The following is a 275-nucleotide window of genomic DNA, read 5'->3' as shown; positions in this document are numbered from 1 at the left end:
GAGGCGGATCTGAAAGGCGCCGGCCAGCGCATCGACGCACCCGCCGTGCTGACCAAAGCCACCAAGGCCGACATCGCCGCCGCCTTCGGCCAGGCCTTCGCCAATGCGGTGGCCAAGGCGCCGGTGGGCCGATGGGCCGGACCGTTCGAGTCCAGCTTCGGCCTGCACCTGGTGCGCGTGTCTGAGGTGACCGCCCCAGCCCCGCTGAAGCTCGCCCAGGTGCGCCGCGACGTGGAGAACGACTGGCGCGCCGCCACCCTCGCCCAGCGCGAGGC

General features: G+C 73.1%; 1 protein-coding gene. It reads left to right on the top strand.

Annotation, left to right across the window (positions count from 1 at the left end; genetic code table 11):
* The coding region (locus AC1RQI_RS17175; RefSeq protein WP_481905826.1) for a peptidyl-prolyl cis-trans isomerase at positions 1-275 on the top strand (275 nt) is incomplete at both ends.

Source organism: Salicola sp. AFF1 (assembly GCF_056783195.1).
Note: the sequence above shows the minus strand (reverse complement) of the source record. Positions and strands in the feature narration are given on the sequence as shown.